Genomic DNA, 20,855 nt, shown 5'->3' on the forward strand with positions numbered 1-20,855 from the left:
GCTTCGCAGCCCTTTCGCGACACAAGGCCGCTCCCACAAAGACCGCGTCAGGTTTTAGATGTGATGGCAGAGCCGCCGCATGATCATCGCTCCTCTTCCTTCCACGGCGCCTGCAGGTACCGCGTCCGGTTGAAGGTTTCCAGCCACTCGGGGCAAAACACCACCAGCGCACTGATCACCATGCCGTTGATGAACGCCTCGGGGAACATCATCAGCCACAGGTAGCCGACAAAGTCGCTGAGCCATTCCGGCAGGGCAAACCGCCCGTCGAGCCACAACAACCCTAGCGCCGCCGGTACGCAAACCAGCACGGTGAGCGCTGCCGGGAAGAACCCCGAACAGAAGATATAAACGAACAGGTTTCGCGGCTGGGCGCGCTCGACCACTATCGCGCACACCTCGGTAATCAGCACCGGCAAGCCAACCAGCAACAAACCATTCAACCCCAGCGCCGCCAGGTCCTGACGCCCCAGCGCCAGCAAGCCGAGCTGGGCCATGAACCCACCCAGCACCGCCAGCGGCCAGTCCAGCAACAGGGTGACCGCCGTCATGCCAATAAAGTGGTACGACACCCCGGTATCAAAGTCGCGCCGCACCAGCCACAGCGCAAACAGGCAGAACACCGTGCCAAACAGCAAATGCTGGCGGCGCCGGTCGGTAAACAGTTCAACCCAGCGAACCTGGCTGACCGCCCAGATCAGCAACGGCACATAACCCAGCCAGCCAAGGGTAAGGGTGGTGCCGGATAACACCTGCGCGCTGATCACCTGAACAATACCCTTTGCAGCCATGTGGATAAAACCGAGTCTACACCCATTCTCCCCTGCCTTCGGCTGCGGTAGGCTGACGCTTCCATTCGATGCAGGAAGCATTGGTCATGCTGGAAGGAACCAACCCCGCCCTGCTACTGGCAGCGGCACTCAACGCCATCATCGGTGTAATTCACCTGGCCATCATCGCCGTGGGGCCGCGTTGGTACCGTTTGTTCGGGGCCGGCGAGCGCATGGCGGTGGCCGCCGAAAAGGGCCGCTGCTACCCGGCGCTGATCACCGCCGCCATCGCCTGCGTGTTGCTGGCCTGGTCGGCCTATGCGCTGTCGGCTGCCGGGGCGATCGGGCGGCTGCCCTTGCTGCTGCCAGTCATTTGCCTGATCACCCTGGTGTATTTGCTACGCGGTCTGCTGGGGCCAGTATTGCTGGCGGCCACCGGGCGTTCGCAGCGTTTTATCGTGGTCAGTTCGCTGATCTGCCTGGGCTTTGGCCTGGTGCATCTGGTCGGACTGGTGCAGCAGTGGCCGGTGCTGGGCTGATTCTCACGCTTAAACAGCATCTTACCGTCATCGATTAGCGGCTAAGCTTGTCTGCATGGATGACTCAGACTATCTGCGCCTGCTTACCATCCAGGCCGAACAAGCCAATGCCTTTCTCTCCAACGCCCGTAAGTGGGAGCGGGAGCGATGGGTGTGCCAGCGCCTGCTGCAGGGGCTGAACATTCCCTACCGCAGCGAGGACTTCACCCCGGCCGGGCAGGAGCCACCAGACGTGCTGTTCCGCGACGCCGCCTTCGAGGTGTTTTTCGTGCTCGACGAGGGCCGCCGGCTGAACGATGAATGGCGCGAGGAGCTGCAGCGGCGACGCAGTGCGTTTTCCTTGGCGCAGTTGGTACGCCGCGAAGCACGCCCACGGCGCATCAGTGCCACCGAACTGCTGGGGCGCCTGGCGCCCACCTTGCGCAAGAAGGCGCACAATTACCGGGAACGCGGGCTGGAGCTGAACGAGCTGGACATCATCGCGTTCTCCAGCCTCAAGCGCGAAGTGCTCGACCTCAACACCCACTTCCCGCCGCCTACCGAATACCTGCGCCAAGGCTGGCGCTCGCTGTCGCTGGTCGGGCCAACCTTTGCCCGGGTACTGTTTGCCCACCCCGATGCGCCAGATTTCCTGCGCGGCAACCTGGGCCGCAGCATCGTCTTCGACGTAGGCATCAGTCTTTGATCCAGTGCAGCGACTGTTTGCGATGGCGTACACTCGGCGCCAGGGATAGAAAGCATTATCATTTGTTTCAAGCGCCTGCGCGAACGCTGTAGCGTTTGCACAGTCACAAACGTCTACCTGACGAGGCCCACCATGACCAGCCGCCTGAACCCGGAAGATCAGCGTCGTGTCGATGAGTATCTGCGAGCCCCCCAGCACCAAGTCGAGCGCAGGCCCTTCCGGCCGTGGCTGCTCCTTGTGCTGGTGCTGGCCGTGACCATCGGGTTGGGTCTCCTCAGCCGCCTGCTGAGTGGACTGGTGCTATGAGCTGCTTCGCGCTCGCCCTCCCCTCGTGCAGTTTGCGGCCGGCCCCCAGGGCCACGAATTCCGTAAACCTTATGAGATATTCCCATGACTCATCGCATCGTGATTGTCGGCGGCGGCGCCGGCGGCCTGGAACTGGCGACCCGCCTGGGTAAAAGCCTGGGCAAGCGCAAGCAGGCCGAAATCACCCTGGTCGACACCAACCTCACGCACATCTGGAAGCCACTGCTGCACGAAGTGGCCGCCGGCTCGCTGAACTCCTCGGAAGACGAACTGAACTACGTGGCTCAGGCCAAGTGGAACCACTTCAATTTCCAGCTGGGGCGCATGAGCGGCCTGGACCGTGAAGGCAAGCAGATTCAACTGGCAGCCACCCTCGACGAAGAGGGCCGCGAGCTGCTGCCCGCGCGCACCCTGGGCTACGACACCCTGGTCATGGCCGTGGGCTCCAACACCAACGACTTCGGCACCCTGGGCGCAGCGCAGCACTGCCTGTTCCTGGATACCCGCAAGCAGGCCGAGCGTTTCCACCAGCAACTGCTCAACCACTACCTGCGTGCCCACGCCGGCGACGTGGCCAGCGAGAAAATCAGCGTTGCCATTGTCGGCGCCGGTGCCACCGGTGTAGAGCTGGCGGCCGAGCTGCACCACGCGGCTCACGAGCTGGCGGCCTATGGCCTGGACCGCATCCAGCCCAAGGACATGCACATCACCCTTATCGAGGCGGGCCCGCGCGTTCTGCCGGCGCTGCCGGAGCGCATCAGCGTCCCGGTTCACAAGACCCTGGAAAAACTCGGGGTGAAGGTGATGACCAACGCCGCAGTCAGTGAAGTGACCGAGGACGGCCTGAAAACCAAGGACGGTGAAGTGATCCAGGCCAGCCTGAAAGTGTGGGCAGCCGGTATCCGCGCGCCAGGTTTCCTCAAGGACATCGATGGCCTGGAAACCAACCGCATCAACCAGCTGGTCGTGCGCCCTACCCTGCAGACCACCCGCGACGACAACATCTTCGCCTTCGGTGACTGCGCCGCTTGCCCGCAACCAGGCAGCGACCGCAACGTGCCGCCGCGTGCACAGGCGGCGCACCAGCAGGCTTCGATGCTGGCGCAAAGCCTGAAGGCGCGCCTGGAGAACAAGGCCCTGCCCACTTACGAGTACAAGGATTACGGCTCGCTGGTTTCGCTGTCGCGATTCTCGGCGGTGGGCAACCTGATGGGTAACCTGATGGGCAGCGTGAAGCTGGAAGGCTGGTTGGCGCGGATGTTCTATGTGTCGCTGTACCGCATGCACCAGATGGCGCTATACGGGTTCTTCCGCACGGCGTTGATGATGCTGGGCAGCAAGATTGGCCGGGGTACCGAGCCGCGCCTGAAGCTGCACTAGCAGGCGCCCCCATGCCCTGTATGGCGCGGGTTTACCTGTGAATGCGATGGTGGCTGCACTGCCGCATTCGCGGGTGAACCCGCTCCTACAAAGGGGCGGTGTGGCAAACAGGTGGGATTTGCACCGATGGGCGCATTTATTCAGGGCAAATGAAAAAGGGCATCTCATGCGAGATGCCCTTTGTTCATGGTGGGTCGTGTAGGATTCGAACCTACGACCAATTGGTTAAAAGCCAACTGCTCTACCAACTGAGCTAACGACCCAAAAATGGTCGGGGTGAGGGGATTCGAACTCCTGACATCCTGCTCCCAAAGCAGGCGCGCTACCGGACTGCGCTACACCCCGAGTGTTTCAAAAAAAAGGGCATCTCTTTGGAGATGCCCTTTTCTACATGGTGGGTCGTGTAGGATTCGAACCTACGACCAATTGGTTAAAAGCCAACTGCTCTACCAACTGAGCTAACGACCCGGAAAATGGTCGGGGTGAGGGGATTCGAACTCCTGACATCCTGCTCCCAAAGCAGGCGCGCTACCGGACTGCGCTACACCCCGAGATTGGCTCCGCGACCTGGACTCGAACCAGGGACCCAATGATTAACAGTCATTTGCTCTACCGACTGAGCTATCGCGGAACTGAACTTCGGTACAACTCCGAAGACTGTGTTCGCTTCGGACTCTTTAGCTTCTTCGCTTTCGCGTTGTCGCTGCTGAGGCCGGCTATTCTACATTCTTCGTTTTGCTTGTCAACCACTTTTTTTCATTCAACTTACTGATTTGTAAGTTGTTTTGCGATCACTGATGTTGCTGGTGATTCGCTTAGTGCCTGACAACGCGGCGTATATTAGGGGCACTCTAAATTTGATGCAAGCAAAAATTTCAAAAATTTCAGGCGGTTATCCGGGGTTGGCGCAAAGGCCCGAAATAGCTGGGCTGTGCCGGCATTGGCAACAGGCAGAAAAAGCCCCGCAAACGCGGGGCTCATGGTGCAACGCAATCAGCCAAAGACGATTTCGTCGCCTTCCACCTTGGCGGTGATCGCCGTACCGGGCAGGAACTTGCCGGCCAGAATCAGCTGCGCCAGCGGGTTCTCGATCCAGCGCTGGATCGCCCGTTTCAGCGGCCGTGCGCCGTATACCGGGTCGTAACCCACGGCAATCAGCTTGTCCAACGCCTCTGGGCTCAGGCTCAGCGACAGTTCGCGCTCCAGCAGGCGGCTGCGCAGGCGGCCGAGTTGGATTTCGGTGATACCGGCAATCTGCTCGCGGCCCAATGGCTCGAACACCACCACTTCGTCGATGCGGTTGATGAACTCCGGACGGAAGTGCGCCCCCACTGCATCCATCACTGCCGCACGCTGTGCCTCGCGGTCACCCACCAGTTCCTGGATCTGCGCCGAGCCCAGGTTGGAGGTCATCACGATCACGGTGTTGCGGAAGTCCACGGTGCGCCCGTGGCTGTCGGTCAGGCGGCCGTCTTCCAGCACCTGCAGCAGCACGTTGAACACATCCGGGTGGGCTTTTTCCACCTCATCCAGCAGCACCACCGAGTAAGGCTTGCGCCGCACGGCCTCGGTCAGGTAACCGCCCTCTTCGTACCCTACATAGCCTGGTGGTGCACCGATCAGGCGTGCCACGGAGTGCTTCTCCATGAACTCGGACATGTCGATGCGCACCATCGCCTCTTCGGTGTCGAACAGGAACTCGGCCAGCGCCTTGCACAGTTCGGTCTTGCCCACACCGGTCGGGCCGAGGAACAGGAACGAACCACTTGGCCGGTTCGGGTCGGACAGCCCGGCACGCGAGCGGCGTACGGCGTTGGCTACGGCGGTTACCGCTTCGCCCTGGCCAATCACGCGCTGGTGCAGCAACTCTTCCATCTTCAGCAGCTTCTCGCGCTCGCCTTCAAGCATCTTGGCCACAGGAATGCCAGTCCACTTCGACACCACTTCGGCAATTTCTTCCTCGGTGACCTTGTTGCGCAGCAACTGGTTGTCGGTCTTGCCGTGCTGGTCGACCATCTGCAGGCTGCGCTCCAGGTCCGGGATCACCCCGTACTGCAGTTCGGCCATGCGGTTCAGGTCGCCTTTGCGACGGGCGGCTTCCAGCTCCTGGCGAGACTGCTCGATCTTTTGCTGGATCTGCGCCGAGCCCTGCACTTCAGCTTTCTCCGAAGCCCAGATTTCTTCCAGGTCGGAATACTCACGCTCCAGCCGCTCGATTTCCTCGGTCAGCTTCTCCAGGCGCTTTTTCGCCGCTTCGTCTTCTTCTTTCTTCAGCGCCTGCGACTCCACCTTCAGCTGGATCAGGCGACGATCAAGACGGTCGAGCACTTCCGGCTTGGAGTCGATCTCCATGCGGATGCGGCTGGCCGCTTCGTCGATCAGGTCAATGGCCTTGTCCGGCAGCTGGCGGTCGGTGATGTAGCGGTGGCTGAGCTTGGCCGCAGCGATGATTGCACCGTCGGTGATGGCCACCTTGTGGTGCACTTCATAGCGCTCTTTCAGGCCACGCAGGATGGCGATGGTGTCTTCCTCGCTCGGCTCCTCGACCAGCACCTTCTGGAAACGGCGCTCCAGGGCGGCGTCCTTCTCGATGAACTGGCGGTACTCGTTCAGCGTGGTGGCACCTACGCAATGCAGCTCGCCGCGGGCCAGGGCCGGCTTGAGCATGTTGCCGGCGTCCATGGCGCCCTCGCCTTTGCCGGCGCCGACCATGGTGTGCAGTTCGTCGATGAACAGGATGATCTGGCCTTCCTGCTTGGACAGTTCGTTCAGCAGGCTTTTCAAACGCTCTTCGAACTCGCCGCGGTACTTGGCACCGGCAATCAGCGCGCCCATGTCCAGCGCCAGCAGGCGCTTGCCTTTGAGGCCGTCCGGCACTTCACCATTGATGATGCGCTGGGCCAGGCCTTCGGCGATGGCGGTTTTACCCACGCCAGGCTCACCGATCAGCACCGGGTTGTTCTTGGTACGGCGTTGCAGCACCTGCACGGTACGGCGGATTTCATCGTCACGGCCAATGACCGGGTCCAGCTTGCCCTCTTCGGCACGCTTGGTCAGGTCGACGGTGTACTTGTCCAGCGCCTGGCGCGATTCCTCGGCGTTGGCGTCATTCACTGCCGCGCCGCCACGCAGGTTGTTGATGGCATTTTCCAGCGCTTTTTTGCTCACGCCCTGGCTCAGCAGCAGCTTGCCGAGCTTGCTGTTTTCGTCCATGGCGGCCAACAGCACCAGCTCGCTGGAAATGAACTGGTCGCCCTTCTGCTGTGCCAGACGGTCTGCCTGGTTAAGCAGGCGTGCCAAGTCCTGCGACATGTTCACGTCGCCGGTAGGGTTCTGGATTTTTGGCAGTTGGTCGAGCTCTTTCACCAGCCCCTGGCGCAGGCTATTGATGTCGAAGCCCACCTGCATCAGCAGCGGTTTGATGGAGCCGCCCTGCTGTTCGAGCAGCGCCTGTAACAGGTGCACGGGCTCGATGGCAGGGTGGTCCATGCCAACGGCCAACGACTGGGCATCGGATATTGCAAGTTGCAGCTTGCTGGTCAAACGGTCTATTCGCATGGTGTACCTTCCTTTAAAGGGCAGGTCGGAGCGATGGACAGCGCCTGTTTATGAAGAAACCTGCCTGAGATGACCTTATAGATAAGGCTGATTCTGGAAGATTCAAGCTTAGCGGGGTTGACCGAAGTCAACCTGTTGGATTAATGGGGCCATTCGCGGGCATGCCCGCTTCCACAGGTACACCACCGGTTTCAACGTTTATGGCATCTCTGTGGGAGCGGGCATGCCCGCGAAGAGGCCGGTACCGGCTAGCGCGGGTCCAGCCAGACCAACGATGCAAAACGCCCACCCTGCGGGGTACGGCGATAGGAGAAGAACCGTGCATCACTGACCGTGCACAAGCCACCGCCATAAACAGCAGTCACGCCACGGGCAGCCAGGCGAATACGCGCCAGCTCATAGATATCCGCCAACAGCTTGCCTGGCCGTTCGCCGTCGGCGAATGCCCGAGCTGCTTGCGGGTGCACGGCGGTAAAGGCATCACGCACTTCCAGCCCCACTTCGAACGCTTGCGGGCCGATGGCAGGCCCCAGCCACACCAGCACCTCTTCTGGCGGCAGCGCCAGCCGGTCCAGCGTGGCTTCCAGCACGCCACCCGCCAGCCCGCGCCAGCCCGCATGTGCCGCCGCCACGCGGGTGCCCGCGCGGTCGCAGAACAGCGCAGGCAGGCAATCGGCGGTCATCACGGTGCAAGCAATGCCTGGCTGGCGGGTCCAGCTGGCATCGGCCTCGGCCACCACGGCCGGGTCGGCATCCGCCACCACCAGGCCATGCACCTGCTTGAGCCAGGCCGGTTGGATGGCGAACTGTTCGCTCAGGCGGCGGCGGTTCTCGGCGACTGCGGCAGGGTCATCCCCAACATGGTCGCCGAGGTTGAAGGTTTCATAGGGCGGCAGGCTGACGCCGCCCTGACGGGTGGTGACACAGGCGCGAACCGAGGCCGGGGCCGGCCAGTCGGGGAATAGCAACGCCTGCGTCAGGTCACTCATCCGATGAAACTCTCGCGGTCCTGGTTCAACAGCGACAGCAACCAGACGAAGTCATCCGGCAGTGGCGATTCCCACTTCATGACTTCACCGGTAATCGGGTGGGCCAAGGCGAGGAAACGCGCATGCAGCGCCTGGCGCGGGAAGGTCTTGACCGCCTCGACCATGGTCGGGCTGGCAGCGGGCGGAATACGGAAGCGCCCGCCGTACGTCTGGTCGCCAACCAGCGGGAAACCCACATGGGCCATGTGCACGCGAATCTGGTGGGTACGGCCGGTTTCCAGCTTGACCCGCACATGGGTGTGCGAGCGGAAGCGCTTGAGTACGCGGTAGTGGCTGACCGCCGGCTTGCCGCCGTCGGTTACAGCCATGCGCTGGCGCATGCCGCCGTGACGGCCGATGGGCGCATCGATCTTGCCACCGGCAGTCACCACGCCGATCACGATGCACTCGTAGATGCGGCTGACCTTGCGGGCCTGCATCTGCTCGACCAGCTTGGTCTGCGCCTGCAGGGTCTTGGCCACCACCATCAGGCCGGTGGTGTCCTTGTCCAGGCGGTGCACGATACCGGCGCGCGGCACGTTGACGATGTCTGGCACATGGTGCAGCAGCGCGTTGAGCAGGGTGCCGCTGGCATGCCCGGCCGCCGGGTGCACAACCAGCCCGGCAGGCTTGTTGATCACCAGGATGTGGTCGTCTTCGTAGACGATATCCAGTTCGATATCTTCTGCGATCCACTCGCCCTGGGCCTCTTGCTCGGCCTCCAGGGCAAGCAGAGAACCACCATGAACAAGGTCTCGAGGGCGCACGACTGCACCATCGACCGTCAGGCGGCCCTCTTTGATCCACGAAGTTAGCCGCGAACGCGAGTACTCGGCGAACAATTGGGCGGCGACCTGGTCGAGGCGTTGGCCGCCCAGTTCGGACGGTACCTCTGCGCTAAGTTGAATGATCTCGGACATGCTCGATTCGGCGGGCGCACAGCCTTTGGTTTCGGCTGCGAGCTTGTGGTTAAATACGGCTTCTTTTGTCCCGGGGTTGGCCGGGGCGCTCATCATAACAGGACGGCACCGCCCAAGACAGCGGCCGTCAAAGGGACGCAAGCCGCCATGCGAGTGAAACACCTGCTGCTGATCGCCATCCTCGGGCTTACCGCGGCCTGTTCCTCTAATAAAGAGGTCATTGACGAGAACCTCAGCGAGGCCGAACTGTACCAGCAGGCCCAGGCTGATCTGGACAACTCCAGCTACACCAGCGCCGTGAACAAGCTCAAGGCCCTGGAGTCGCGCTACCCGTTCGGCCGCTATGCCGATCAGGCGCAACTCGAGCTGATCTATGCCAACTACAAGAACTCCGAGCCCGAGGCAGCCAAATCGGCCGCCGAGCGCTTCATCCGCCTGCACCCGCAGCACCCGAACGTCGATTACGCCTACTACCTCAAGGGCCTGACCTCGTTCGACCAGGACCGTGGCCTGCTGGCGCGCTTCCTGCCGCTGGACATGACCAAGCGTGACCCGGGCGCCGCCCGCGACTCGTACAACGAGTTCGCCCAGCTGACCAGCCGTTTCCCCAACAGCCGCTACGCGCCAGACGCCAAGCAGCGCATGATCTACCTGCGCAACCTGCTGGCTTCTTACGAAATCCATGTGGCCGACTACTACCTGAGCCGCCAGGCTTATGTAGCGGCTGCCAACCGTGGCCGTTACGTGGTGGAAAACTTCCAGGAAACCCCGTCCGTCGGTGACGGCCTGGCGGTGATGGTCGAGTCGTACCAGAAGCTGCACCTGGACGAACTGGCCGCCACGAGCCTGGAAACCCTCAAGCTCAACTACCCGGACCACCCGAGCCTGGTCGATGGCGAGTTCCAGCCCAAGCAGACCGAGTCTGACGGCCGCGGCTGGCTGTCCAAGGCCACCTTGGGCCTGATCGAAACCGATACCCCGCTGCCACCAGGCGAAACCCGCGCCAACCAGGACGTGGTCAAGCAGTTCCAGGACGCGCGCGACGAGATGCCGCGAGAGCTGCTGCCTAAAGACGAGAACGGCGACCCGATCGTGCCGGAAGGCCCGAAAGAAGCCGAGAAAGACCGTTCCTGGTTCAGCTACATGACCTTTGGTCTGTTCGACTGACCTTCAGTGGTGAATGAAAGGGAGGCCAGGCCTCCCTTTTTTTATGGCCGCGTCCTAGACTGTCGGCTTCTTCAACCGACAAGCTGGACATCATGGTTCGCCTACTTTTCTGGATCGCCCTGATCGCCGCCGCGTTCTGGCTGTGGCGCAAATACAAAGTCAGCCAGCAGTCGCACCCCGAGGCGAAGCTGGATGCGCCGCTGAAGATGGTGCGCTGTGCCCATTGCGGTGTGCACCTGCCCAACGACCGGGCGCTGCAGCAGGGTAATGAGTGGTATTGCAGCCAGGCCCACCTGCAGCAGGGCCCTGGCCACCAAGGCTGAACACGATGCCTGTTCAATCCTGAAACCAATTCGAAATCTGTGGGAGCGGGCTTGCCCGCGAAGCAGGCACCACGGTGTATGGCACCGGCTTCGCCGGTGTTCGCGGGCACGCCCGCTCCCACAGTTTTTATCTGCAATTTCGTGTTCCACATATCCCTCCCCGACCCTTTAACACCATTTACGACCCCTCCCCCCCGGCCAGCATTGACCCGTCCGGCCAAAATTCGCTAAATCCTATTTATCCGCATAAATATGAAAAATAGCGAAATGCTCAAACCCAAACGCAAGCGCCAGAAGCTGTCCGATGTGATCGTCGAATCAGTCAAGCGCTCGATCGTCACCGAAGCGCTGCACCCCGGCGACCGCCTGCCTACCGAGCGGGAGCTGATGGAGCATTTCGAATGTTCCAAGGGCACCGCTCGCGAAGCGCTAAAGGCACTGGAGGTAGAAGGCCTGGTCAGCACGCGCACCGGCCCGACCGGGGGTGCCTACCTGAACGAAGTGGGCACCGAGCCAGCCAGCCGCGCGCTGCGCAACTACCTGCACTTCCAGCACCTGGACGGCGAGCAGGTGTATCAGCTGCGCAAAGTCATCGAGGTAGAACTGGCGGTGTCGGTGATGGGCAAGCTGAGCGAAGCCGATTACGCCGCGCTGCAGGCCAACATCGACTTCTGCAGCGCGCCGGAAGACAGCGAAGAAGGCCAGCGTGAGCAGCGCTTGGCGGAGCTTGAATTCCACACCCTGCTGGCCAATCGCTGCCCCAACCCGTTGCTGCGTTTCATGGCGGTGTTCCTCAACGACCTGCTGCGCGACCTGGTGGTGCTGAAAAAGGCCTACCTGCCCAAGCGCCAGCAGTTCGCCGCCGCCAACATCGACTACCACAAGCAACTGCTGACCGCCTTGCGCGCCAGCGACGAACCCGCCGTACGCCGGCTGATGCACGAACACATGTGCGACGCCGAGCACCATATGACCGCGCTGGAAGGCGAGGTTGCCCGTAACTTCCTGCTGGAGTTCGATCACCACCACTGATGCGCCTGTAAAGAGGCCTGCACACAGGCCCGGCCGTACCCGCTTTGTCATTGCCACTCCTGCCTAATAACCACAAACAAGGAGTTACTCATGCAAAGACGTACCCTGCTCAAGGCAGGCCTTGCCCTGGGTGCCTTAGGTAGCCTCCCCTTGGGGGCACACCGAGCATTCGCCGACCAACCGCTGACCTTCTATGGGCTCAAGTCCATGTCGGGCGCCTTCGCCAGCTACGGCAAGTACGCCGACATGGGCTCGCGCCTGGCCATCGCCGAGCACCCACAGTTGCTCGGGCACCCGCTCAAATACAAAGTCATCGACACCGAAGGCAACGCCGGCAAGGCGGTGCGCAAGGTACAGGAAGCCATCGGCCAGGATGGCGCACGCTTTTTCCAGGGCTGCACCCTGTCGTCTTCGGCACTGGCGGTGTCCAAGGAGATCCACAAAGCCGGCGGCGTGTTCATGACGCCTGTGGGCGCCGATGAAATCACCGGCAAGGACTGCAATGCCTCAACCTTCCGCTGGTCGGTGCCCACCTATGGTGCCATCCGCGAAACCCTGGTGCCGATGAGCCGCCAACTGCCCCAGGCCAAGCGCTGGTACACCATCACCCCGCAATACGTATTCGGCGATGCCCTGCTGGACAACGCCCGCAAAGTGTTCGCCGAGCTCGGCGTAGAACACATCGGCAACAGCTATCACTCGTTGCAGGAGCAGGAATTCTCCGGCTACCTGACCAACGCCATCGCCGCCAAGCCCGACGTGCTGGTGCTGCTCAATTTCGGAAGCCAGGCCTCCAACGCCCTGCGCCAGGCAGTCAACTTCGGCATCAAGGACCGCATGAAAGTGCTGATGGTGTGGTCTGCCGGCCTCGACCAGTTCCAGGAGCTGGGCAGCGACGTGCTCGAGGGCGTGTACCTGGGCGCGCAGTACTGGCACCAGGTCGACACCCCGCTGAACAAACAGTTGGTCGCCGCCACCCGCAAGGCCTATGGCATCAACCCCAACTACCCGCTGGCCGCCGACTATATCGGCACCAAGGTGATGCTCGAGGCCATCGTCAAGGCCGGCAGCCTGGACGGGGCCGCCGTGTCTGCGGCATTGCAGGGCATGCGTTTCCAGGGCCCGACCGGCGAAGAACTGATCCGCCCGGGTGACCACCAGGTGCTCAAGGACTACTACCTGCTGCGAGGCAAGCCCCAGGGGCAGATGCGCGACGAGGACGACCTGGCCGAAGTCATCAGTTCGGGCCGCTCGTTCGTCGAGGTCGATCACACCGGTTGCGCCCTGGCCTGAAGCTGCGGCGTTAGTCACAAACACTTGTACAGGCAGCCGCCCAGCGCGCTGTCGAGGGCACGCTCATGCTCGATTTGTACCTGTTCCAACTGCTCAACGGCCTGGGCCTGGGGATGATCTACTTCCTCATCGCCGTGGGCCTGACGATCATTTTCGGCCTGCTCAACTTCGTCAACTTCGCCCACGGCGCGTTTTTCTTGCTGGGCGCCTACCTGTGCTACACCGCCGTGGCCGTCACCGGCAACTTCTGGCTGGCACTGCTGATTGCGCCACTGGTGGTGGCCGCGCTGGCCTGGGCGGTCGAGCGCCTGTTGATCAAACGCATCTACCACCTGCCACACACCTTCCAGATCCTCGTCACCCTCGGCATCGCGCTGATCATCCAGGAAGCGTCGGTGCTGATCTGGGGCCCGGTGGGCAAGAGCATTGCCGTGCCACCCGAACTGCGCGGGGTGCTGATACTCGGCGACTTCATCTACCCCTACTACCGCTTGTTCCTGATCGGCTTCGCAGCGCTGATCGGTATTGGCCTGTGGCTGCTGCTGGAACGCACCCGTTTCGGCGCATTGGTGCGGGCCGGTAGCGAAAGCACCGAAACCGTGTCGCTGTTGGGCACCAACATTTTCCGCCTGTTCTCCCTGACATTCGCCCTGGGCGTGGGCCTGGCGGGTGTGGCGGGTGTGCTGTTCGCGCCGCTACGGGGCGCCCAGCCCTTCGTCGGCCCAGAGATCCTCGGCATTGCCTTCGTGGTGGTGGTGATTGGCGGTATGGGGTCGTTCGGCGGGGCGCTGGTTGGCGGCCTGCTGGTGGGTGTGGTGCAAAGCATGATGACCAGTCTCTGGCCGCAAGGCGCCAGCCTGATGATCTATGGCGCCATGGCAGCAGTGATTCTGGTCCGTCCCTACGGCCTGTTCGGGAGAGCCTGAGATGAGCGAGAAAAACCCATTGCCAGTCGCCAAGGGCCGCGCCCCGGCACTGCTGTCGCTGGTAATTGCCAGCCTGGTGGCACTGCCGCTGTTGCTGCCATCGGCCACCCTGGCCACCGAGATCCTGATCTTTGCCATGGCCGCACTGGCCTGCAACCTGCTCCTCGGCTACACCGGACTGCTGTCGTTCGGCCAGGGCATCTTCTTTGGCGTGGGCGCCTATGGCGCAGCGCTGCTGATGATCCACCTGCAGTGGGGCATGTTCGCCGCGCTGCTTGGCGCAGCTGTGTTCGGCGCCCTCCTCGCGCTGCTGGTGGGCGCACTGGCGATCCGTCGCACGGGCATCTACTTCGTCATGCTGACCCTGGCCTTCAGCCAGATGGCCTACTTCCTGGCCTATACCCTCAGCGACTGGACCGGGGGTGACAACGGCCTGCTCGATGTGCCACGGCCGAATATCGAAATCGCCGGCCATGTGCTGGTCGACCTGGCCGACCCGCGGCACTTTTATGGATTCGTCGCGGTGCTGTTCCTGTTGATCTTCGCCGCAGCCCTGCGGGTGATCCGTTCGCCATTCGGCAGCACCCTGCTGGCCATCCGCGAAAACGAGACCCGCGCCGCCGCCATCGGCTACGACACCCGCCATTTCAAGACTCTGGTGTTCATGCTGTCGGGCGCCATCACCGGCATCGCCGGGGCGCTGTACGCCATGCTGCTGCACTTTGCGCCGCTGTCGAACATCGACCTGATGATGAGCGAGAACATCCTGATCATGACCATCGTCGGCGGCACCGGCTCACTGTTCGGCTCGCTGCTGGGCGCCGGCGCCATCGTGCTGCTGGGTGACGTGCTGTCGGAACTTTGGCCACGTTGGCTGATGCTGCTGGGGGTGATCCTGATTCTGGTGGTGGTGTTCATGCGTGGCGGTCTGTGGGGCGGCCTGACCGAACTGGGCAAGCGCCTGCTGGCCACCCGCAATGCCCATGACAAACCCCAGGCCAAGACCAAGGAGACCCTGTGATGAGCGACTACCTCCTGGAAACCCGCCACCTGGAGCTGGCCTACGGGCCGTTCAAGGCGGTCGCGGGCGTTGACCTCAAAGTGCGAGCCGGCACCATCCACACCGTCATTGGCCCCAACGGCGCCGGCAAGACCAGCCTGTTCCACTGCCTGACCGGCGAGCGTCAGGCCACGGCCGGCAAGATCCTGTTCAATGGCCAGGACATCATTCGCAAGCCGTCCCACGGGCGGGTGGCGCTTGGCATGGCGCGTTCGTTTCAGCTCACCAGCCTGTTCCAGAACCTTTCAGTGCGCGAGAACCTGCGCCTGGCCGCCCAAGGCCGTGATGGCCTGGGCGCGCTGAACTTCTGGCGTAGCGTCGAGCACAAGCGCAGCCACTGGAACACCGCCGACCAGGTGCTGGAGCGCCTGAAACTGAGCGCCCGTGCCGAAACCCTGGCGGGCGAGCTGTCGCACGGCCAGCAAAGGGTGCTGGAAGTGGGCATGTCGATCTGCGCCAAGCCCACCCTGCTGATGCTCGACGAACCCACTTCGGGCATGGGCATCGACGACATCCCGGTGATGACCGACCTGATCCGCGACCTTGGCCGCGACCATACCGTGCTGCTGATCGAGCACAACATGAGCATTGTCATGTCGATCAGCCAGCGCATCACGGTGATGAGTCACGGCCAGATCCTGGTCGAGGGTACCCCTGAACAGGTGCGCAACGACGAGCGCGTACGCACCGCCTACCTTGGAGAGGCCGCCTGATGCTCAACGTCGATTCGATCCATTCCTACTACGACAAGAGCCATGTGCTCGAAGGTGTCTCGCTCAAGGTCGAGGCAGGCGAACTGGTAACGCTGCTGGGGCGCAACGGTGCAGGCAAGACCACCACCTTGCGCAGCATCCTCGGCATCGTCCGCCCACGGCAGGGACAGATCAGCTTCAACGGCCAGCAATTGGTCGGCCGCGAAATTTTCGATATCGCCCGGCTCGGCATTGCTCTGGTGCCGGAACACCGCGGCATTTTCCGCCAGCTCAGCGTGGAGGAGAACCTGAAGATTGCCGTGCGCAAGGCCAGTCGCTGGCAGCTGGAGGACGTGTACAGCATGTTCCCGCGCCTGAAGGAGCGTCGCCGCAACGGTGGCTTTGCCCTGTCCGGTGGTGAGCAACAGATGCTCGCTATCGCCCGCGCCCTGCTCAACGGCCCCAAGCTGCTGATCCTCGACGAGCCCACCGAAGGCCTGGCCCCGGTGATTGTCGATGAACTGGTGAAGATCCTGCGACGGATCAAGGACGAAGGGCTGTCGATCCTGCTGGTAGAGCAGAACCTGATGGTCTGCGATGCCCTTGCTGATCGCCACTATGTGCTGGAGCAGGGCCGCGTCGCTTACCAGGGCAGTGCGGCACAGTTCCGCGAGGACCCGAGCATCAAGAACCGTTACCTGGCCCTTAGCGCCTGACCCGACCGTGCTTACCTGTACCGGCCCTTTCGCGGGTAAACCCGCGCCTGCAAAGGTGTCACCACCCTCAGCCCTGCGGGGCCTTTGTAGGAGCGGGTTCACCCGCGAATAGGCCAGTACAAGCAACCCAGTAATTTCAGGAGAGATGAACCATGAACACCCGCATCGATCCCTCGCAGCACCTGCTCGGCCAAGGCCCGTTGGTCAACCGCGAACGCCTTTGGCAATCATTGATGGACCTGGCCCAACTCGGCGCCACTGCCAAGGGCGGCGTATGCCGCCTGGCCCTGACCGACCTCGACCGCCAGGCTCGCGACCTGTTCGTCCACTGGTGCGAAGAGGCCGGCTGCACGGTCAGCGTCGACGCCATCGGCAACATCTTCGCACGCCGCCCCGGGCGCAACCCTGCCCTGCCGCCGATCATGACCGGCAGCCACATCGACACCCAACCCACCGGCGGCAAGTTCGATGGCTGCTACGGCGTCATGGCCGGCCTCGAAGTGATGCGTACGCTCAACGACCTGCACCTGACCACCGAGGCCTCGCTGGAAGTGGTGGTATGGACCAACGAAGAAGGTTCGCGCTTCCCGCCCTGCATGATGGGCTCGGGCGTGTTTGCCGGTAAGTTCGGCCTGCAGGAAACCCTGGACAAGGTAGACGACCAAGGCCTGTCGGTTGGCGCGGAACTACAGCGCATCGGTTACGCCGGCGCGCGCCTGCCTACCGGGCATGCCGTGGGCGCCTACTTCGAAGCACATATCGAACAAGGCCCGGTGCTGGAAGACCAACGCACCACCATCGGCGTGGTCCAAGGCTGCCTGGGGCAGAAATGGTTCGACCTGGTACTGACCGGTGTCGAGGCGCATGCTGGCCCCACGCCCATGCACCTGCGCAAGGACGCATTGGTCGGCGCTGCCGAGGTGGTGGCTGCGGTCAACCGCGTCGCTCACGCGCACCAGCCACATGCCTGTGGCACGGTCGGCTGCCTGACCTTGCACCCAGGCTCTCGCAACGTTATCCCCGGCCAGGTGCACATGACCATCGACCTGCGCCACCTCGACCCTGGGCACCTCGACGCCATGGTCAGCGAAGTGCGCGCAGCCATCGAAACCAGCACGGTGAAACATGGCCTGAGCTATCAGCTGACCCCGACAGCCGACTTCCCGCCGCTGTACTTCGCCGAGCAGTGCGTGGATGCCGTGCGCCAAGGGGCGCGCGCGCTGGGCCTGAGCCACATGGATATCGTCAGCGGCGCCGGTCACGATGCGATCTTCCTCGCTGAACTGGGCCCGGCCGGGATGATCTTCGTGCCATGCGAAGGTGGCATCAGCCACAACGAAATCGAAAATGCCGCGCCCCAGGACCTGGCCGATGGCTGCGACGTCCTGTTGCGCGCCATGTTCCAGGCCGCCAACCCGGGAGCCCGTTAAGATGACCCAGAAAACCGCGATTGGCGAACTCACCGCCGCCGAACTGCTTGAACTGTACCAGCGCCGCCAGCTGTCACCCGTCGAGGTGGTCGACGATGTGCTGGCGCGCATCGACCTGCATAACCCGGCGGTCAACGCCTACTGCCATGTGGATGACGAGGGTGCCCGCGCCGCCGCCCGCGCCAGCGAACAACGCTGGCAGCGCGGCCAGCCCTGTGGCCGACTGGATGGCGTACCCGCCTCGATCAAGGACCTGACCCTGACCCGCGGCATGCCTACCCGCAAGGGCTCGCGTACGACCTCGGGTACCGGGCCATGGGAGGTCGATGCGCCCGTCTCTGCGTTCATGCGTGAAGCCGGTGCAGTGCTGGTGGGCAAGACCACCACGCCAGAGTTTGGCTGGAAAGGCGTGACCGACAACCCGCTGTACGGCATTACCCGCAACCCGTGGGATACCAGGCTGACTGCTGGGGGGTCGTCTGGCGGTGCAGCAGCAGCAGCCGCGCTAAATCTGGGGGTGCTGCATCAGGGCAGCGATGCCGGTGGTTCGATTCGCATCCCCTGCGCATTTACCGGCACCTTCGGCATCAAACCGACCTTCGGCTATGTGCCGCAATGGCCGGCCAGCGCCATGACCGTGCTGTCGCACCTGGGGCCGATGACGCGTACCGTGGACGACTCGGTGCTGATGCTCGACTGCGTAGCGCGCCCCGATGCCCGCGACGGTTTGGCCGGCGCACCCCGGCAGGCGCCGTGGCTCAGCCAGCAGCAAGATCTGAGCGGCCTACGCATCGCCTACAGCGCCAATTTCGGTTACGTGCAGGTCGACCCACAGATCCAGGCACTGGTGGCGCAAGCGGTGCAGCGCCTGGCGCGGCTGGGTGCGCAGGTAGAGGAAGTGGATCCGGGCTTCAGCGACCCGCTGGAAACCTTCAATACCCTGTGGTTTGCCGGTGCGGCGCGGTTGGCCAGTGCCTTGAGCGATGAGCAGAAAGCGTTGCTTGACCCGGGGCTGCGCTGGATTGCCGAACAAGGCGCACAGATCAGCCTTGGCGAATACACCCAGGCGCTTGAGGCACGGGCAGAATTGATTGCGAAGATGAATGCCTTTCATCAGCGATATGACGTGCTGGTATCGCCGATGCTGCCGTTGGTGGCGTTCGAAGCCGGACACAACGTGCCGCCTGGGTCGGGGATGGCGCAATGGATGGAGTGGACGCCGTTCAGCTATCCGTTCAACCTGACCCAACAGCCGGCAGCCTCGGTGCCCTGCGGGTTTACCCGCGAAGGGTTGCCGGTGGGCCTGCAGGTGGTGGCCGGGCGCTTTGCTGATGAGCAAGTGCTGCGGGTGTGCAAGGTGTATGAGCAGCATTATCCGAGCCGGCACCGGCAAGCACCGATTACTGGCTGAAATCTGTATTGGCTTCTGCGGCCCTTTCGCGGGTGAACCCGCTCGTGCAGGAGCGGGTTTACCCGCGAAGAGGTCCTCAGCCCAAACGCCCTTCTGGCGCATACGGCGCCGGGTCGATAATCGGCTCGGCCCCTGTCAGCAAATCGGTAAACAGCTGGCACGAAGCCGGCGCCAGCACCAGCCCATTGCGATAATGCCCGCAGTTCAGCCACAACCCTTCATGCCCCGGCACAGGCCCAATGTAAGGGATGCCTTCTGGCGACCCCGGCCGCAGTCCCGCCCAGTGCGCCACCACTGTGGCGCCTTCAAGCTCAGGCAACAACTCCACTGCCGATGCCTTCAGGCTTTCCAGAGCATCCCCGGTCGGGGTCTTGTCATACCCGGCATGCTCCAGCGTGCTCCCCACCAGAATGTGCCCGTCACGTCGCGGGATTGCATAGCGCCCCTTGGCCAGCACCATGCTCGGCAAGAAGTCTTCTGCGCACTTGAACAGGATCATCTGGCCCTTCACGGGCTCCACCGGCAGTTCAAGGCCAAGGGTACGCAACAGGTCGCCACTCCAGGCGCCTGCGCTGAGCACAACCTCATCCGCCGCCAGTACGCCATCAGCCGTCTGTACACCAGCCACGCGCCCCTTTTCCTGCACGAAGCCGGTGATCTGGCAGTGTTCGCGCAAGCTCACGTTCGGCAGCGCCAGCAACGCCGCCTTCAGCGACTTGACCAAGCGCGGGTTGCGCACATTGGCCACGCCAGCCATGTAGATGGCGTGCTTGAAGCCCGGGCCCAGCACCGGCACCGCATCGTAGGCCGCGGAAATATCCACGGCACTCAGCGGCCGCTGCTCGCGCGCGGCCCAGGCCAATGCTTCGGCCTCGTCGTCCAGGTCGAGCCAGTACAGCCCGGTGGTGTGAACTTCGGGGTCGACCCCGGTGCTGGCGAACAGACGCTCGCCCAGCTGTGGATAAAAGTCCTGCGACCAGTGCGCCAGAGCGGTCACGGCGGGGCTGTAACGCCACGGGTACAACGGCGAGACAATGCCTCCGCCAGCCCAGGACGACTCTCGGCCAACCTCGCCCTGATCGCACACCACCACCTGGCCGACCTTGGCTGCCAGGTTGAATGCCGTCAGCAGGCCGATCACCCCGCCACCAACCACCACTACTTGCTTGCTCATCTGTCGATCCAACACCTGAAGTAAAACCGCGATGCACCGGGCATCATTGAACCTTCAACTTCCCCAACAGTGCGGGCCGTGCTCAACGGCGCCCGGATTGTGCTGCACGCCAGCCTGGTCGAGCTGGAAATCGCCACAGCCATCCTGCGCCATCAGCCCATGCGGTAGCCGCCGGGCGCGCAGCGTGAAGGTGTCACTGTCGCGCAGGGCCTGCAGGCTGTAGTAGCGGGTACCTTCGGGCAAGACCAGGTCGCCCTCGGCGTATTGGCCAGTGCGCACGCGGTGGCGCTCAAGGCGCAGGGCGGCATCATGCAGCAGGCCAACCACTTCGCTGCGCGCGGCTCGCCGAAGCTGGTCGCTGTAACTGGGGTAGGCAATGGCTGCCAGAATGCCGGTCACGGCCAGCACAATCAACAACTCGATCAGGCTCAAGCCTTGCTGCATG

The 20,855-nt window shown here is 62.9% G+C and carries 20 protein-coding genes and 5 tRNA genes; 14 read left to right on the forward strand and 11 right to left on the reverse strand.

Translation table 11 applies throughout. From position 1 onward, the window contains the following. Positions 1 to 83: 83 nt before the first annotated feature. Positions 84 to 791: an energy-coupling factor ABC transporter permease gene (locus tag ACF8EF_RS15720; protein WP_392461567.1), complete on the reverse strand. Its 708-nt coding sequence runs from the start codon at positions 789 to 791 to the stop codon at positions 84 to 86. An 86-nt stretch (positions 792 to 877) separates the two neighbouring features. Here ACF8EF_RS15720 and ACF8EF_RS15725 point away from each other — a divergent pair, with 86 nt between their 5' ends. The 4 genes from ACF8EF_RS15725 (at position 878) to ACF8EF_RS15740 (ending at position 3,680) form a co-directional block, all read left to right on the forward strand. Beyond that, positions 878 to 1,309, forward strand: a complete 432-nt coding sequence (locus ACF8EF_RS15725; RefSeq protein WP_392461569.1) for a hypothetical protein — start codon at positions 878 to 880, stop codon at positions 1,307 to 1,309. A 55-nt stretch (positions 1,310 to 1,364) separates the two neighbouring features. Beyond that, entirely contained in the window at positions 1,365 to 1,994 is a 630-nt protein-coding gene (locus ACF8EF_RS15730; protein WP_003247546.1) for a DUF1780 domain-containing protein, read from the forward strand. A gap of 132 nt (positions 1,995 to 2,126) precedes the next feature. After that, positions 2,127 to 2,300: a DUF3094 family protein gene (locus tag ACF8EF_RS15735; protein WP_176685547.1), complete on the forward strand. Its 174-nt coding sequence runs from the start codon at positions 2,127 to 2,129 to the stop codon at positions 2,298 to 2,300. An 84-nt stretch (positions 2,301 to 2,384) separates the two neighbouring features. After that, positions 2,385 to 3,680, forward strand: coding sequence for an NAD(P)/FAD-dependent oxidoreductase (locus ACF8EF_RS15740; RefSeq protein ID WP_176685546.1), 1,296 nt, complete (start codon positions 2,385 to 2,387; stop codon positions 3,678 to 3,680). 187 nt (positions 3,681 to 3,867) lie between these two features. Here the strand turns inward: ACF8EF_RS15740 and ACF8EF_RS15745 are convergent. The 8 genes from ACF8EF_RS15745 to rluD form a co-directional block, all read right to left on the reverse strand. Next, positions 3,868 to 3,943: transfer RNA gene (locus ACF8EF_RS15745), tRNA-Lys, on the reverse strand. Positions 3,944 to 3,948: 5 nt separating this feature from the next. After that, a tRNA-Pro gene (locus tag ACF8EF_RS15750) sits at positions 3,949 to 4,025 on the reverse strand. Between the two features lie 47 nt (positions 4,026 to 4,072). Further along, positions 4,073 to 4,148 (reverse strand) — tRNA-Lys (locus tag ACF8EF_RS15755). A 6-nt stretch (positions 4,149 to 4,154) separates the two neighbouring features. Beyond that, positions 4,155 to 4,231 (reverse strand) — tRNA-Pro (locus ACF8EF_RS15760). A 4-nt stretch (positions 4,232 to 4,235) separates the two neighbouring features. After that, a tRNA-Asn gene (locus tag ACF8EF_RS15765) sits at positions 4,236 to 4,311 on the reverse strand. 362 nt (positions 4,312 to 4,673) lie between these two features. Next, positions 4,674 to 7,238, reverse strand: coding sequence for an ATP-dependent chaperone ClpB (gene clpB, locus ACF8EF_RS15770; RefSeq protein ID WP_176685545.1), 2,565 nt, complete (start codon positions 7,236 to 7,238; stop codon positions 4,674 to 4,676). Positions 7,239 to 7,486: 248 nt separating this feature from the next. Continuing rightward, positions 7,487 to 8,227, reverse strand: coding sequence for a peptidoglycan editing factor PgeF (pgeF, locus tag ACF8EF_RS15775; RefSeq protein ID WP_176685544.1), 741 nt, complete (start codon positions 8,225 to 8,227; stop codon positions 7,487 to 7,489). Beyond that, on the reverse strand, positions 8,224 to 9,186 hold the full coding sequence (gene rluD, locus ACF8EF_RS15780; RefSeq protein ID WP_003247554.1) for a 23S rRNA pseudouridine(1911/1915/1917) synthase RluD: 963 nt from the start codon (positions 9,184 to 9,186) through the stop codon (positions 8,224 to 8,226). Before rluD ends, pgeF begins: the two co-directional genes overlap by 4 nt. Before the next feature lie 147 nt (positions 9,187 to 9,333). On the opposite strand from rluD, the gene ACF8EF_RS15785 reads away from it, so the two are divergent. From ACF8EF_RS15785 to ACF8EF_RS15830, 10 genes are all read left to right on the forward strand, one after another. After that, positions 9,334 to 10,353: an outer membrane protein assembly factor BamD gene (locus tag ACF8EF_RS15785; RefSeq protein ID WP_004577276.1), complete on the forward strand. Its 1,020-nt coding sequence runs from the start codon at positions 9,334 to 9,336 to the stop codon at positions 10,351 to 10,353. Between the two features lie 92 nt (positions 10,354 to 10,445). Beyond that, a complete protein-coding gene (locus tag ACF8EF_RS15790) occupies positions 10,446 to 10,676 on the forward strand; it encodes a PP0621 family protein (protein WP_014589594.1) in 231 nt (76 codons plus the stop codon). A 267-nt stretch (positions 10,677 to 10,943) separates the two neighbouring features. Continuing rightward, positions 10,944 to 11,708 (forward strand): FadR/GntR family transcriptional regulator, encoded by a 765-nt coding sequence (locus ACF8EF_RS15795; protein ID WP_020192253.1) that lies wholly within the window; start codon positions 10,944 to 10,946, stop codon positions 11,706 to 11,708. 90 nt (positions 11,709 to 11,798) lie between these two features. Continuing rightward, the gene (locus ACF8EF_RS15800; RefSeq protein ID WP_003247562.1) at positions 11,799 to 13,001 is read left to right on the forward strand and encodes an ABC transporter substrate-binding protein; all 1,203 of its coding nucleotides are present in this window, start codon (positions 11,799 to 11,801) and stop codon (positions 12,999 to 13,001) included. Between the two features lie 65 nt (positions 13,002 to 13,066). Continuing rightward, positions 13,067 to 13,927 carry a branched-chain amino acid ABC transporter permease gene (locus ACF8EF_RS15805; protein WP_176685542.1) on the forward strand — a complete coding sequence of 287 codons (861 nt, stop codon included), beginning with the start codon at positions 13,067 to 13,069 and terminating at the stop codon, positions 13,925 to 13,927. 1 nt (position 13,928) lies between these two features. Then, entirely contained in the window at positions 13,929 to 14,948 is a 1,020-nt protein-coding gene (locus ACF8EF_RS15810) for a branched-chain amino acid ABC transporter permease (protein WP_392461571.1), read from the forward strand. Then, on the forward strand, positions 14,948 to 15,700 hold the full coding sequence (locus ACF8EF_RS15815; RefSeq protein WP_176685540.1) for an ABC transporter ATP-binding protein: 753 nt from the start codon (positions 14,948 to 14,950) through the stop codon (positions 15,698 to 15,700). Before ACF8EF_RS15810 ends, ACF8EF_RS15815 begins: the two co-directional genes overlap by 1 nt. Continuing rightward, positions 15,700 to 16,395, forward strand: coding sequence for an ABC transporter ATP-binding protein (locus ACF8EF_RS15820; protein ID WP_012051120.1), 696 nt, complete (start codon positions 15,700 to 15,702; stop codon positions 16,393 to 16,395). Before ACF8EF_RS15815 ends, ACF8EF_RS15820 begins: the two co-directional genes overlap by 1 nt. 152 nt (positions 16,396 to 16,547) lie before the next feature. Next, positions 16,548 to 17,825: a Zn-dependent hydrolase gene (locus ACF8EF_RS15825; protein WP_392461573.1), complete on the forward strand. Its 1,278-nt coding sequence runs from the start codon at positions 16,548 to 16,550 to the stop codon at positions 17,823 to 17,825. A 1-nt stretch (position 17,826) separates the two neighbouring features. Continuing rightward, positions 17,827 to 19,236: an amidase gene (locus tag ACF8EF_RS15830; protein ID WP_176685745.1), complete on the forward strand. Its 1,410-nt coding sequence runs from the start codon at positions 17,827 to 17,829 to the stop codon at positions 19,234 to 19,236. A gap of 76 nt (positions 19,237 to 19,312) precedes the next feature. On the opposite strand, the gene thiO is transcribed toward ACF8EF_RS15830, so the two are convergent. Further along, the gene (thiO, locus tag ACF8EF_RS15835) at positions 19,313 to 20,410 is read right to left on the reverse strand and encodes a glycine oxidase ThiO (protein ID WP_176685744.1); all 1,098 of its coding nucleotides are present in this window, start codon (positions 20,408 to 20,410) and stop codon (positions 19,313 to 19,315) included. A gap of 54 nt (positions 20,411 to 20,464) precedes the next feature. Continuing rightward, positions 20,465 to 20,854: a type IV pilin protein gene (locus ACF8EF_RS15840; protein WP_392461575.1), complete on the reverse strand. Its 390-nt coding sequence runs from the start codon at positions 20,852 to 20,854 to the stop codon at positions 20,465 to 20,467. Position 20,855 lies beyond the last annotated feature (1 nt).

It is taken from the genome of Pseudomonas sp. zjy_15, from assembly GCF_043101865.1.
Lineage (GTDB): Bacteria > Pseudomonadota > Gammaproteobacteria > Pseudomonadales > Pseudomonadaceae > Aquipseudomonas > Aquipseudomonas putida_Y.

What these genes read in the sequence shown, in the direction of transcription:
- ACF8EF_RS15740 (WP_176685546.1), top strand. Translation starts at nt 2,385, where the DNA reads ATGACTCATCGCATCGTGATTGTCGGCGGCGGCGCCGGCGGCCTGGAA.
- ACF8EF_RS15830 (WP_176685745.1), top strand. Translation starts at nt 17,827, where the DNA reads ATGACCCAGAAAACCGCGATTGGCGAACTCACCGCCGCCGAACTGCTT.
- ACF8EF_RS15810 (WP_392461571.1), top strand. Translation starts at nt 13,929, where the DNA reads ATGAGCGAGAAAAACCCATTGCCAGTCGCCAAGGGCCGCGCCCCGGCA.
- ACF8EF_RS15785 (WP_004577276.1), top strand. Translation starts at nt 9,334, where the DNA reads ATGCGAGTGAAACACCTGCTGCTGATCGCCATCCTCGGGCTTACCGCG.
- ACF8EF_RS15820 (WP_012051120.1), top strand. Translation starts at nt 15,700, where the DNA reads ATGCTCAACGTCGATTCGATCCATTCCTACTACGACAAGAGCCATGTG.
- ACF8EF_RS15840 (WP_392461575.1), bottom strand. Translation starts at nt 20,854, where the DNA reads ATGCAGCAAGGCTTGAGCCTGATCGAGTTGTTGATTGTGCTGGCCGTG.
- ACF8EF_RS15790 (WP_014589594.1), top strand. Translation starts at nt 10,446, where the DNA reads ATGGTTCGCCTACTTTTCTGGATCGCCCTGATCGCCGCCGCGTTCTGG.
- thiO (WP_176685744.1), bottom strand. Translation starts at nt 20,410, where the DNA reads ATGAGCAAGCAAGTAGTGGTGGTTGGTGGCGGGGTGATCGGCCTGCTG.
- ACF8EF_RS15725 (WP_392461569.1), top strand. Translation starts at nt 878, where the DNA reads ATGCTGGAAGGAACCAACCCCGCCCTGCTACTGGCAGCGGCACTCAAC.
- ACF8EF_RS15795 (WP_020192253.1), top strand. Translation starts at nt 10,944, where the DNA reads ATGCTCAAACCCAAACGCAAGCGCCAGAAGCTGTCCGATGTGATCGTC.
- ACF8EF_RS15730 (WP_003247546.1), top strand. Translation starts at nt 1,365, where the DNA reads ATGGATGACTCAGACTATCTGCGCCTGCTTACCATCCAGGCCGAACAA.
- ACF8EF_RS15800 (WP_003247562.1), top strand. Translation starts at nt 11,799, where the DNA reads ATGCAAAGACGTACCCTGCTCAAGGCAGGCCTTGCCCTGGGTGCCTTA.
- ACF8EF_RS15825 (WP_392461573.1), top strand. Translation starts at nt 16,548, where the DNA reads ATGAACACCCGCATCGATCCCTCGCAGCACCTGCTCGGCCAAGGCCCG.
- ACF8EF_RS15815 (WP_176685540.1), top strand. Translation starts at nt 14,948, where the DNA reads ATGAGCGACTACCTCCTGGAAACCCGCCACCTGGAGCTGGCCTACGGG.
- rluD (WP_003247554.1), bottom strand. Translation starts at nt 9,186, where the DNA reads ATGTCCGAGATCATTCAACTTAGCGCAGAGGTACCGTCCGAACTGGGC.
- clpB (WP_176685545.1), bottom strand. Translation starts at nt 7,238, where the DNA reads ATGCGAATAGACCGTTTGACCAGCAAGCTGCAACTTGCAATATCCGAT.
- pgeF (WP_176685544.1), bottom strand. Translation starts at nt 8,227, where the DNA reads ATGAGTGACCTGACGCAGGCGTTGCTATTCCCCGACTGGCCGGCCCCG.
- ACF8EF_RS15735 (WP_176685547.1), top strand. Translation starts at nt 2,127, where the DNA reads ATGACCAGCCGCCTGAACCCGGAAGATCAGCGTCGTGTCGATGAGTAT.
- ACF8EF_RS15720 (WP_392461567.1), bottom strand. Translation starts at nt 791, where the DNA reads ATGGCTGCAAAGGGTATTGTTCAGGTGATCAGCGCGCAGGTGTTATCC.
- ACF8EF_RS15805 (WP_176685542.1), top strand. Translation starts at nt 13,067, where the DNA reads ATGCTCGATTTGTACCTGTTCCAACTGCTCAACGGCCTGGGCCTGGGG.